Source organism: Paenibacillus sp. 1011MAR3C5 (assembly GCF_003591485.1).
In the GTDB taxonomy this organism is placed as follows: Bacteria; Bacillota; Bacilli; order Paenibacillales; family Paenibacillaceae; genus Pristimantibacillus.
Map to the genome: position 1 here is coordinate 51,026 of NZ_QZCF01000002.1, position 12,790 is coordinate 63,815.

Genomic DNA, 12,790 nt, shown 5'->3' on the forward strand with positions numbered 1-12,790 from the left:
CAGGAGTCTCCTCCATATTCAATCGATTTGCATCTGAAGCCTCTGGATTGAGGAGGGGATCTGGCTCGTGCAAGGCGTTACACGCTGACAGCAGTTCCGCTGACGGCCACCATGAGCATGCCGTCGCGAATCACTTCATAATCGATGTCGACGCCGATAATAGCATTGGCGCCCATTCGTGAAGCCTTCTGGCACATCTCAGCGAACGCTGCGTCTCTTGCTTCTTGAAGCTTGCCCTCATAGGCTCCAGAGCGGCCGCCTACAATGTCGGTAATGGACGCCATAAAATCTCTGAATACGTTCGCCCCCATAATAACTTCGCCGGTAACGATGCCAACATATTGTCTAACGGGCATGCCTTCAATCGTGGATGTTGTGGTCAAGATCATACATGATTCCTCCTGGAGTTCAAGTCAAGTGCTTACCGTTATTACGCGAGATTGACAATGGCGGTTCCACATTTAGAACCCAACTGATCCACTATATATCCGATTCCAGGTCTGTTGCAAGGAGTGCCTGGTATCGAGACGAAGCCTGTTCTCCTGTCCGCAAGGACAATGCTTCAATAAAAACCTTAAAGTACTTGACGCTTTCAGCTTGCAAATGATCGAAGAACCTTCCAGTTGTTCAGATCAACATTAGCGTTTGCATCAATGAAGTAAACTGAAAGGGAAGCTTTGAAATTCAAGGAAAAGGATGGATGAAAGATGAATCATAACGGATCTCCGCTTCGCACCATGCTTGCCGGACGCCCGGCAAGCGTCATCGGCACACTCGCACAGTACATCGATGCCCATATCGAATCTCAGTGGCAGGTAACCCTGCAGAACCATGCCGATAAGCTTCAGCGCGCATACGAAGAGGCGGGTGATAGCGCATATGGCACGTATCTGAACCTGCTGCTCAATTCCGTTCATAAGGAGATGAAGGAAAACGGACTGCGGCCTTCGCCTCGATTGCCGGGCGACTTCGATAGCTCTCGCGAATGGGGCAACGTGGATGAGTCGGATCAACAACGCTGGATGTGGAGCACGATCCATGACAAGGAGGGTGTTCCCCTCGGGACGATCGTATTGCAGATATTCCATGATCATACGCAGTTCCGTCTGCCCCGCAGGCCTGGAGTATTGGCTTTGTCTGCAACGGGGAAAGAAGAAGTCGTCCGGGTATTATCCGAGCGGTCCGTCTCCTTCGGACAGGCTCTGGAATTTACCGAAGAATATAAGCTTTATTTGCAAAGCCTGAACGAAGAGCAGGGCGGTACAAATTAGCGCTATCGCAGCGGGAAGTCCCCTTGTACGATGATGGCGGAGCAGCGAAATCTCCCGGTTGACGGAGAAGACGTGCCGTTATTATACTGGCTACATGAACATGCCTATTCTATCCACAAAATTATATACGCCACCGCTTCGGCCAGGCTATGTCCCCCGTACCCGTCTGACGGAGCTGCTCTCTAAAGGGTATCACCGGAGGCTGACCCTGATCTGTGCTCCCGCAGGCTATGGCAAAACGACACTAGCCAGCGAATGGCTGGCTGGCAGCAGCTTAAAGTCCGCCTGGCTGTCTCTGGATGAGGGGGACAATGAACCCGCACGCTTTCTCGCTTATCTGATCGCCGCTCTTCGAAGCGTGGCGCCGGGTCTGGGGGAGGGCGTGCTTGCTGTGCTGCAAGCCCCGCAGTCTCCTCCCGTTGAATGGATACTCACTCAAATTCTCAATGAATTGGACGATACGCTTTCGGAGCAATGTGTTCTCGTGATGGACGATTTTCATGTTATCGATTCCCCGCATGTCCTAGGGGCTGTCGGTTTTCTGCTGGAGCGTCTGCCGCCCCGTCTGCATCTCGTTATCACGACGCGTACTGAGCCGGAGCTGCCCTTGTCCCGGCTGCGCGCTGGAGATCAGTTGACGGAGGTGCGCACTGCGGATTTGCGGTTTCTCCCCGCTGAAGCATTGGAGTTCATGAGCCGCGTTATGGGCTTGAAGCTGGAGAGGGACGGCATGGAGCTGCTCGAAGCCCGGACGGAAGGGTGGATTGCAGGCTTGCAATTAGCTGCCCTTTCGATGAAGGGACAGCAGAATCCCCCTCAGATGGTTCAATCCTTTAACGAAAGACATCCCTTTGTGCTCGATTATCTGGCTGAGGAAGTGCTGAGGCAGCAATCCCACAGCGTTCGTACATTTCTGCTCCGAACTTCCATTCTCGATCGGATGTGCGGATCGCTGTGCGAAGTATTGCTGCAGACGGAGGAAGAACCGGCTTTCGGAGTCTCCGGACAAGCGATGCTGGAGCAGCTTGAGCGTTCTAATCTATTCATCGTGCCTCTGGATGCGGAGAGACGCTGGTTTCGTTACCATCATCTGTTTGCAAGCTTGCTCAGGCAGCGGCTGCAAGCGGAAGAGGGCGAGAAGCGAGAGGCTGTCTTGCATATGCGTGCAAGCCAGTGGTATGAGGAGCATGGCTTAGAGCTTGAAGCCTTCCAGCATGCGACTGAAGCCGGTGATGTGAACCGTGCAGCGGGCTTAGCCGAAGGGGGTGGAATGCCTCTTTTCTTTCGCGGCGCAGTTGCGCCAGTGCTGGCGTGGCTGGATTCCTTGCCGAAGCAAAACTTAGACGCGAGACCTTCGTTATGGGTAATGTATGCCTCTGTGCAATTGCTGGCGGGTCAACTTGATGCGGCAGTGCATCATCTGGAAGCTGCAGAGAAGGTGCTGCAGAACATGCCGCATGATGAGGAGATATCGGATGTGATCGGACATGCCGCATCGATCAGGGCAACGCTCGCTGTCAGCCGGCACGATGCTGAGACGATTATGTCGGAGTCCCGCAGGGCGCTCGACCATTTGCATCCCGACAATCGGGCAGTTCGGACAGCGACTACCTGGACGCTTGGGTATGCGCATCAGCTTCGGGGGGATCGTGTTGCGGCCGGCAAAGCGTATTCGGAAACGCTGGAGGTCAGTCAGTCCATCGGCCATAAGATGATTACACTGTTGTCCATGCTTGGCCTTGGGTCGATCTGCCAGTCAGATAATCAGCTTCATGCGGCTGCGGACTGGTACCGGCGCGTGCTGGAGCTTGCGGGAGTCCCGCCTCTGCCAGTCGCTTGCGAGGCTCATCTGGGCTTAGCGGGTATTTATTATGAGTGGAACGACCTGGCGGCTGCTGAGCGGCATACAGCGGAATCCATTCGGCTGGCTCCACTCCTGCAGCACTCCGATCGGATTGTCGCTTGCAAGCTGCTCCTTGCTCGTGTAAGGCTTGCACAAAACGATGTAGAAGGGGCGACAGCTCTATGGACTCTAGCACAGCAACATGCAAGGGACCATCAGTTTACGTATCAAATGCAGGGGTTAGCTGTAGTACGCACTTCCTTGCTGCTCCGCCAACACCAGCATGCTCACGCAGCTCAGTTGCTCAACCCGCAAGAGCCGTCCGTTAGCTTGGCTAGGGTGTATCTCGCGCATGGCGATGCCACCCATGCGCTTCGTATACTGGCAGTGCTCCGCGGAGAGGCGGAAGAAAGAAATTGGGCGGGCGAGCGGCTTCAGATAAGGACAATTCATGCAGTTGCGCTGTATGCTCACGGCAGCAGGGAGGAGGCGGTCGGCCTAGTACTCGATGTGCTTGCCGAAGCGGAAGGCGAAGGGTTTACCCGGTTGTTTCTGGACGAAGGCTCGATTATGGAGCAGCTGCTGAGAGAAGCGATGACCAGCGGACAGATGCATAGCCGACAGTTGCAAAGCTGCATCGGCAATCTGTTGGTTCAGTTCAATACCCCTGCGCAGCATGTGCAAGCTCCCCAAGAGCGCTACGCAGCGAGAACTTCCGTCAGGCCGCCTCTAGTGGAAGCGCTGAGCAGCCGGGAGCTGGAGGTGTTGAGGCTGATTGCCGAAGGACTGTCGAATAATGAAATTGCTTCCAGGCTATTTCTTGCGCTGAGCACGGTGAAGGGGTATAACCGGATCCTCTTCGATAAGCTGCAAGTGAGCCGCAGGACGGAAGCGGTGGCGCGGGCACGCGAACTGGGACTGCTATAGGCTTTTTTTGGACATAAGGGTTGTACGGTTTAATCAGAACCATACTTTAGTATCTATAAGCTCCTCCTCTCCGGACGCTATACTATGGGCAAATGGTCATGAGGAGGAAGGACAGATGAAAGCGATCGTATGCCCTAAATATGGTTCACCTGAAGTTCTGCAGATCAAAGAGGTAGACAAGCCGATTCCCAAACCTAACGAGATCAGGGTCAGGGTTTATGCGACAACTGTTACGACTGGGGATTGCAGAGTCCGGGGCTTCAATAGCCCGCTTGTCTTCTGGATTCCAATGCGATTGTTCCTTGGCATACGCAAGCCGAGACAGCCGATCCTCGGTGTCGAGCTGGCCGGGGAGGTGGAGGCGGTAGGCCAGGCTGTCACCCAGTTCAAGAAAGGCGACCGCGTGTTTGCATTGACCGGCATGCGGTTCGGCGGCTATGCCGAATATGCTTGCCTTCCCGAAAACAGTCTGGTCGCGCCGATTCCGGCTCAAGTAGCGTATGAGGAAGCGGCTGTCGTTGCCTTCGGAGGCACGACCTCCTTGCATTTTTTCAGGAAAGGGAATCTGCAGCGGGGACATAAGGTTCTCATTTATGGCGCATCAGGCGCTGTCGGAACATCGGCTATTCAACTTGCCAAGCATAGCGGGGCGGAAGTGACTGCGGTATGCAGCTCTGCCAATGCCGATTTGGTGAGTTCGCTGGGTGCGGATCATGTGATCGATTATACGAAGGAGAATTTCTGGGAACGAAGAGAGCGTTACGACATCGTCTTTGATGCGGTAGGAAAAAGCACGAAATCCGCCTGTATCAAAGCACTTGCGCCTGGCGGCCGGTACTTGACGGTAGATGGACAAGGCGTAGCCGTAGAGCGCCGCGAGGATATGTATGTCTTGAAGGAGCTTATGGAGAACGGCTTGTTAAAGCCGGTCATTGACCGCCGTTATGCGATGGAGCAAATCGCGGATGCGCATCGCTATGTGGAGAGCGGCAGGAAGAAGGGAAATGTCGTCGTTGCTATTCGGTAACCGCGCGGGAAAAAATAGCTATAACGGTTTTGCCAATGGCGTTGCCGACCCCCATCCGGTATAATATAGGTCAGTAATGGGGGGTGGCACATATGGCAAATCAATTTGCCGGGACTCGAAACGGCTCATGCAAAGCCACGAATTAGGGGCGATACTTTGCATGGGCGAACCACATACGGTCGCCTAGAAAGAGAATCTATCGTTTCTAATTTAGAGGGCTTTGCACTTATTTTTTCTCTATCCAAAAAATAAGGAGCTGAAAGCCTTGAATACCTTTATTAGAAACCATCAGTATAATTTGATTAAGAAACAAGCCGGACTGGTGCAGCATGCCCTTACTTCCGTATCTGACCGGAGAGTGTCAGAGTCGGTCAGGCTCGGAGCATGCGCCGCAATTGCAGAAGCATTCCCTGACGCGTCGAAGGAGCAGCTGGATTTGCTGGGCAAGCTTGAGGATTTACGGACATCGGAGGAAATCGACGGCTACATGCTGTCGCTGGAGCCTTATCTGGCGCCATTTCCGCTGATATCGCCCAAGGATGCCGCGCGATTATTCCCGAAGGTGAAGAAGCTGAAGACACCGGATTTTGCGGCGATCGACCGTCGTTTGCTCACTTACGCAGGCTGGACCGATATCGCGACGGGACGAATGTTTCTCGTCTATGAGCTGGACGGCAAGTTCGCTGGCATCGAAGGCAGATTTACGCCAGCGAGAAAGGGAGTATGCTTCCTATGCAATCGGCATCAGGAACTCGCGTTGTTCAGCGCCGTCTCCAAAGTGAAGCCGGCCAACGTGTCACCGGATTATTATAAAGCATTCGGCCAATATATCTGTTCTGACAGCGAGGCTTGCAATCATCATATTAAGGATGTCACCGCGCTGGAGAACTTTTTTCATTTGGTGCTTGGCTAGTCTAATGGCAGCGTTATACAGCACAATTATCCGTACGCAAGCCTGACCATTTTCACATTTGTACAAGAGGAGTTGTCCCAACAGTCTTATGACTAAAGGACAGCTCTCTTTTTTATGGAATAACCGTCAAACTGTTTTCTTCTAAATGGTGGTTACGAATGAGGGATGCACTCAAGCAACATAACTTGCCGCCAGCGCATTCAGGAAACATTCAGGCGAGACTAAGCTTCCTTTTAGATTCCCTTCACGTTCGCTTAAGCGGGCTTGTTCATAATGGGTATTGTTCCGGTCTTGGCAGGATCAGGGAACGGAACAGGAGCTGACAAGGCTCTATCAACCGTTAGGGAGGAAGATAACATGAACAGGTATGTGAAAACATTAGGTATTGCGGCGGCACTGGCGGCAATGATTCCGCTTAGCGCTTATGCGGCATCTGCGGTTCCGGGGAAGTCGGGCACGACAACGGGGAGCGCAGTCGTCCAAGCCGACACAACGGATACGGCAAAGGAGTTCGGGAAGGCTAGAGGCGGCAAGATCGGAGGCGGCTATGGAATTGGCGTGTCCTATGTGAATGAGGATGTGCTGGCTCTGCTGAAGCTTGACCGGGATGCGCTTCAGGAGAAGCTGGCGAGTGGAAGCACACTTGAGGAAATCGCTGCCGAACAAGATGTCTCGAAGAATGAGCTGAAAGCAGCAATGACCGCCGCCTTCGAGAAGCAGCAATCCGAGATGAAGCAGCAATTCGAGTCGAATCTGGATACGATGATAAGCACGAAGCATGAGTTTGGAGATTTCCGGCCAGGAGGCGGTTTCGGGTTCGGTCTTGAAGCCGTCGCTCAGGCGCTGGGCATAACTAAGGATGAGCTGAGGACCGCCCTGCAAGCCGAAGGCGCAACGATTGCATCAGTCGCAAAGGAGAATGGAGTCTCCACCGATTCCATTATCGCCAAGGTGAAAGAAGCGATTACGGTACAAATCGATCAAGCTGCCGCTGACGGCAAACTTACTTCTGAGAAGGCTGCCGAGGCGAAAGAAAAAGCGCAAGAGCAGGCGGAACGTCTGGTAAACGGACAAGGCCTTGGCCATAAAGGAATGGAAGGCGGCAGAGGCGGCTTTCATGCAGGCAAGGGAGAACGGAAAGACGGCAGCGCCGCATCCGAATCGGCGGAAACCTCTGCATAATCAAAGACCAAGCTAAAAGCAGCAGCGTACCAAAGCCGTGTCTTCTTCGGGAGGCACGGCTCTTCGGCATGATCGAATAGCGGGTATCGAGCGAGGCTTTACAACGGAACAACCGATCATGTATACTCACAAAAGTGAAAGGTGGTTCATTTATGGTTCAGGTGTTGAAGGAAGACATTCGACAGGCTATTCTCCGGCACGCGCAAGACGAATTTCTGGCGCATGGATTTGCTGGAGCGTCCTTGAAGCGGATTGCGGGCCAAACTGGCATATCGGCAGGCAACCTGTACCGTTATTTCGACGGTAAGGAGGTCTTGTTCGACCACATCGTAAGCGGCGTATATCCTTATTTGGAGAAGCTGACAAATAGCAGCATGGAGGAGCCCGCGGTTGATGGGGAGGTCAAGCTTGGAGCTATCGTTCTGGCGTTAGATGAGCTGGCTGCCGGTCCTGTACGCATTCCGCTGCTGATCCTAATGGACGGAAGCGCGGGGACGAAGCACGGACACGCGATTCGCATCTGGAGAGAATGGATGAAGGAAAATGTTGTGGGGCATCTTCGGGCTTACAACGATACAAAGCAGCAAACGGTTTTCTCCAATGACGCCGCCGGACCGATTGCCGCCGCATTTCTGGAAGGTTATTTGGAGATTTTGCGCCAAGATAGCGGAACTGAGGCGAGAAGCTCCCTTGTTCGGCAATATGTGTTGTTCTGGTATTCCGGTTTTAAAAGCTTTATTTAGGCGGCTTTCTTTTTTATGAATTAATAATGAATATAGATTCATTTTTGAGGGGGAGAAGAATATGGATAGAATGATGCAGCAAATGACAGTAACCGGAGGCTATACGTTGGAATATTCCATCGTCGGGTCGGGAGAGCCTGTCCTGGTGTTTCATGGAGGACATTCGAACTGCAAGGAAACGCTGGGTTATAGCGAAATGACGGAAAAAGGATATCGCTTGATAACGCCGTCCAGACCAGGCTACGGGGCAACCTCGATAGAATTGGGGGAGGAGCTTGATGATGCATGCGACGCGTATGTGAAACTGATGGACGAATTGGGCTTGGCATCGGCACATCTATTGGCTGTATCCGCTGGCGGGCCAAGCGGCATACGGTTTGCGGCACGCTATCCGGAGCGGACCAAGAGCCTCATTCTGCAGTCAGCCGTTACCCGGCACTGGCTGGGAACAGAAGATAGGGCGTACAAATTCTCTAAGCGGATGTTCAGACCGGGTTCAGAGAAATATACCTGGGCGCTTGTAAGAGGCTTCGGCGCTTATTTTCCCCGCGTTCTGTTCAAAAGCATGATTTCATCCTTCAGTCTCCTTCCGTCGAATGAGGTACGGAGGCGCTTGGGAGATGATGACGTTTCTCTCTTTCTCCAAATGATCAATCTTCAGCGGTCCGGGCAAGGCTTTATGTTGGATTTGAGAGAGGCGATGAATGACCGGGATACGGAGCTTGCACAAATCCGCTGCCCGGTTTTGGTCATGCACAGCCGGCATGATGCCACCGTGTCCATAGAGCATGCACGGCATATCGCACGGCATGTTCCGCATGCATCGGTTTGTGAGCTGGATGCTTGGGGACATCTAATTTGGCTGGGACAGGATGCAACCGCTATGTATGAAGAGCTGTTTGCCTTTTTAGGCAAACAGGAAGGTGCTGCAACATAGTCGGAACTTTCCTTCCATGGAGGAAGACCCTTCAATGGCCGAGCCTCTATAGTGGCATTATTGAAGCCGATGTCGTGTAAGAGTCGGACCTTTCCGACTGAGGGTTTTCTGATTTATAGCAAGTCCCGGGCAATTAGAACACTGGTCCTTTCAGAAGAAGAAGATCCGTTTGTCATGGAGACAACGTGAGGATCTTCTTTTTTTTATGCATAAAAGGATGGTTAGTTTTGACAACTTTATGACGATTAAACGCATCGGATAACTTTTACGAAAATTCCATCTTTTTTCGACAGTCTTCACAGTAGACAGGCTGTATATTTTATTGGCGGGATATTTCCAGTTTTGAGAATGATAGGATTCCCACGAAGGGAGGCGTGACATCGATTTTTAGTTTTACTAGCAAGCAGACCAATAGAGAGTAGGAGAGATGAACATGTTAAGCAGAAAAATAGTAAGTTTGGTTTTATCCGCAATTTTAGTTTTATCTCTAGCAGTAGGCTTCACTCCTGCCCATGCAGCGGATGGGCAATCGGCAAGTATGGGGAAGGCGGTGCAGCAGCCGCCAGGGGAAATCGTAATCAAGTTTAAGGAAGAGGCGAAGCTGCCTTATCAGGACGGAGCCGAGAAGGCGCTTAAGGCAACGAAAAATGCCGCGCATGCCGGCATTTCGGCTGACCTAAACGGTTTGGAGCTTAACCGATTGTTCTCTTCGCTTAACGCAAAGACGCAGCTTTCGAGCAGCAGCCAGACCTCGGTCTTTCATCAGTATTTTACCGCAGCCATCCCAAAAGGAACGGATGTCAAAGCTTTACTGGCGAAGCTGAACAAATCCCCGCTAGTAGAAGCGGCTTATGAAGCGCCGACGAACATTTCGGACCCGTCGCCCCCTTACGCGCCGAATTCAACGCCCGTACAGCCGGGCGACGATCCGCTTTACCCGAACCAGGCATATGGACAGGCTGCGCCTCTAGGCATTGATGCGCCGTATGCATGGCAATATGAGGGCGGTGACGGAAAAGGCATCTCGTATGTCGATATCGAGCAGGGCTGGGCGCTGAATCATGAAGACCTGACGGCGCACGGAGTTGAAGCTTTGCCAAGCATATTGATGCCGACATCCGCCGCTCACGGAACAGCGGTTCTTGGCGTCATCTCTGCAGTAGATAATACGATCGGGCATGTCGGATTGGCTAACAAAGCGAAACCGCTGGTCAATTCATGGAGACGAATCGACGGCTCCAGCAATATTGCCGAGGCGATTGTCACCTCGGTTCCTGCGCTGAACCGGGGAGATGTGATCTTAATAGAGGTACAATCTACTTCCAGTACATCGAATGGACAATATGTGCCCATGGAGGTCTTTCCAGCTGAATTCGATGCCATTCGCTACGCGACGGATCAAGGCATCGTCGTTGTGGAGGCCGGTGCCAACGGCTCAGTCAATCTGGACACCTACCAGGATTGGAACGGCAAATATATATTGAACACAACCAGTCCGGACTTCAAGGATTCAGGCGCTATTCTAGTCGGTGCAGCTTCGTCGTCAGTCCCTCATGACCGCATGTACTTCTCCAGCTACGGCAGCCGCATTGACAGCTTTGGGTTCGGGCATAACGTGCATACGCTAAGCGCAATTGACCTGAATTCCACTACAGGTTATACGACATCCTTCAGCGGCACATCCTCCGCGTCGCCTATCGTTACCGCTGCTGTTATTTCCTTGCAAGGCATTGCGAAGGCGAAGTACGGCAGTACGTTCTCGCCTCATGAGGTACGGGAGCTGCTTAGAAATCCGGCTTACAATACGGCTTCGGCGAACCCTGCGGTGGACCAGATCGGGCATTTGCCTAATCTCAAATATATGATCGATCATATGACGGCGCCGTCGGCAGTATCGGATACAGAAGCGCCAAGCGTTCCCGTCCAGCTCGCAGCGGCAAATGTCACGTCATCCAGCGCAGAGCTGTCTTGGTCGGCATCGACGGATAATGTCGGTGTCATTGGCTATGACATCTATCAGGATGGCGTAAAGGTCGGCGTATCTGCCGGCACGTCATATACGGTCAACGGTTTATCGGCTTCCACATCTTATTCCTTTTCGGTAAAAGCAAAGGATGCGGCAGGCCATGTCTCCGCGGCAAGCGCAGCCCTTGCCGTGACGACGAGCGCGCCGCCTCTGCAAGGGCAGACCTTCGAGCTGACCGTTCCGGCCAACACGCCCGTTAATGCGGATATCTATATGTATGTCCATGGTCTAAACAACAGCTGGTCGGTTAATGATCCAGCGTATCAATTGACGAGAAACTCGAATGGGACTTACAGCATTACGCTTAATGTCCCGATTGGAACGACGTTCCACTACAATTTCTCCAGAGGCACATGGGGCTCGATGGAAACATTAAGCGGCGGCGGATATGTGGGGCCGCGTGCACATAGTGTGACAAGCGGCACACAGCTGACGCAAGTCACTGTAGCGCGCTGGGGCGATCTATAGGATGTAGTAATTCGAAAATAGTGTTGCTGAGAACCGCTAAACGCTCGGAATCGCCCTCGAAGGCGAAACAGGATTGCCACGCAACACTAATCGCACCAAAGCCAGAAATGGCGGTACAGGGATGACCTCCCTGATACCGCCATTATTTTTTGTGCCGATGTATTCATGAAGCTAGACTAAAGTCGAGCCCGGATTGCGACCGCAGCTAGGTTTCGATCAAACCCCATTGCGCTATGCTGTATGAATAGCAGACGGATGCGATTCCTTAGATATTTTGAAATTCCGGGTCCCATTTATACTTTTCTTCGTATAAACGCATAACCTCATCGTAGAGCGGTCCCGATCGGACAGACTTGGCGAACTTGTATAGTCGCAGGAACCGATCCTTCGGGAGCAGACGCGCATACCGGATGAGCAAATAAGGATACATCGTCATATACCGGCTTTTGCGCACGGCTGCACCGGCTACGGAGGCCAGAATCGCTTCACCGCTCGGCATGTTCAGAATGTGCATCTCATGCTGCAGCACATAACGAAACGTATTTTTCTTAATTAAATCGCGTCTGATTTTGGCAATCTCTCCAATATAGGAGACCAAATCGGGATTGAAGCTGTCCATCAGCAGGGGCTCTATCATCAAATCCATGTCTTTGCGAAGCTGGAAGGTTTGCAGCAGCATGATTTGCTCCAGCTTCAGCTGATCGTTATGCACCAGCGAGCCGATCTCCCGCAGCATCTCATAGGTACGCGGTTTGTCGCCTTCCTGGAATACGCGAATAGCCGCCTGATGGTCAATCGCGAGCCCGGAAGCAAGCTCATAGCCGTACTGCTGAAACATTTTTTGCAGTTGGATGCGTCTAAGTGCAGGGGTGAACCGTTTCTGCAACGTCCATAATAAAGCGGCTGCCGCCGCTGCTGCAGCAATCAGCAGCACCGTTTGCAAAGCAGACGAGCTGAATATAAGTCCAACCAGGATGAGCAGCAGCCAGATCAGTCCGGTGAGCCATTGGTCACTCCGCACAATTCCGGCCGCTTTTTTCTCGACATTCTGCAAAGCACCGGTTTTCCCGCAAGACATGCAGTTCTGCTCGCCCAGCACGGTGAAATGGCGGCAATTGCGACATATTTTGAGCTTTTGATAGGCAAACGGCTCACGGTGATAGGGCTTCAGAGTTACGGCTATTCTTTTCATCATTCCTGATCACTCTGCCCGCGTCTTAGTGTAGATAACACAAGCCTGCTTAGCTGCTTCGGCGAAGGGGCTTGTTTCATTTGATAACGATAGTGCAATGCTTTTATACTAGCAAATACAACCAACAGTCCGATAACAACGTATGTAACCATGTAGAGCGCCTCCCGTATATGACAAAAAAAGTGATTTATGGGTGTCCTTCAGTTATACTTGGTTTTAGTATAGCATCATAGCGGGGCTCGTGACTAACGATGACTTTTG

General features: G+C 52.3%; 10 protein-coding genes. 8 read left to right on the forward strand and 2 right to left on the reverse strand.

What is annotated here, in order from left to right:
* Positions 1-77 precede the first annotated feature (77 nt).
* Positions 78-389: a YbjQ family protein gene (locus tag D3P07_RS05145; protein ID WP_119799043.1), complete on the reverse strand. Its 312-nt coding sequence runs from the start codon at positions 387-389 to the stop codon at positions 78-80.
* A gap of 318 nt (positions 390-707) precedes the next feature.
* Between D3P07_RS05145 and D3P07_RS05150 the strand changes: the two genes are divergently transcribed.
* The 8 genes from D3P07_RS05150 (at position 708) to D3P07_RS05185 (ending at position 11,337) form a co-directional block, all read left to right on the forward strand.
* Positions 708-1,271 (forward strand): DUF6022 family protein, encoded by a 564-nt coding sequence (locus tag D3P07_RS05150; protein ID WP_220482014.1) that lies wholly within the window; start codon positions 708-710, stop codon positions 1,269-1,271.
* Between the two features lie 58 nt (positions 1,272-1,329).
* On the forward strand, positions 1,330-4,041 hold the full coding sequence (locus D3P07_RS05155) for a winged helix-turn-helix domain-containing protein (protein WP_310732527.1): 2,712 nt from the start codon (positions 1,330-1,332) through the stop codon (positions 4,039-4,041).
* Between the two features lie 115 nt (positions 4,042-4,156).
* A complete protein-coding gene (locus tag D3P07_RS05160) occupies positions 4,157-5,068 on the forward strand; it encodes an NAD(P)-dependent alcohol dehydrogenase (RefSeq protein WP_119799045.1) in 912 nt (303 codons plus the stop codon).
* A 265-nt stretch (positions 5,069-5,333) separates the two neighbouring features.
* Positions 5,334-5,981: a FusB/FusC family EF-G-binding protein gene (locus D3P07_RS05165; protein WP_119799046.1), complete on the forward strand. Its 648-nt coding sequence runs from the start codon at positions 5,334-5,336 to the stop codon at positions 5,979-5,981.
* Between the two features lie 357 nt (positions 5,982-6,338).
* The gene (locus D3P07_RS05170) at positions 6,339-7,163 is read left to right on the forward strand and encodes a hypothetical protein (RefSeq protein WP_119799047.1); all 825 of its coding nucleotides are present in this window, start codon (positions 6,339-6,341) and stop codon (positions 7,161-7,163) included.
* A 152-nt stretch (positions 7,164-7,315) separates the two neighbouring features.
* On the forward strand, positions 7,316-7,906 hold the full coding sequence (locus D3P07_RS05175) for a TetR/AcrR family transcriptional regulator (protein WP_119799048.1): 591 nt from the start codon (positions 7,316-7,318) through the stop codon (positions 7,904-7,906).
* Between the two features lie 61 nt (positions 7,907-7,967).
* Positions 7,968-8,843, forward strand: coding sequence for an alpha/beta fold hydrolase (locus tag D3P07_RS05180; RefSeq protein ID WP_119799049.1), 876 nt, complete (start codon positions 7,968-7,970; stop codon positions 8,841-8,843).
* A gap of 433 nt (positions 8,844-9,276) precedes the next feature.
* Positions 9,277-11,337 carry a S8 family serine peptidase gene (locus tag D3P07_RS05185; RefSeq protein WP_182914186.1) on the forward strand — a complete coding sequence of 687 codons (2,061 nt, stop codon included), beginning with the start codon at positions 9,277-9,279 and terminating at the stop codon, positions 11,335-11,337.
* Positions 11,338-11,602: 265 nt separating this feature from the next.
* Here D3P07_RS05185 and D3P07_RS05190 read toward each other — a convergent pair whose 3' ends face one another.
* The gene (locus tag D3P07_RS05190; RefSeq protein WP_119799051.1) at positions 11,603-12,532 is read right to left on the reverse strand and encodes a hypothetical protein; all 930 of its coding nucleotides are present in this window, start codon (positions 12,530-12,532) and stop codon (positions 11,603-11,605) included.
* Positions 12,533-12,790 lie beyond the last annotated feature (258 nt).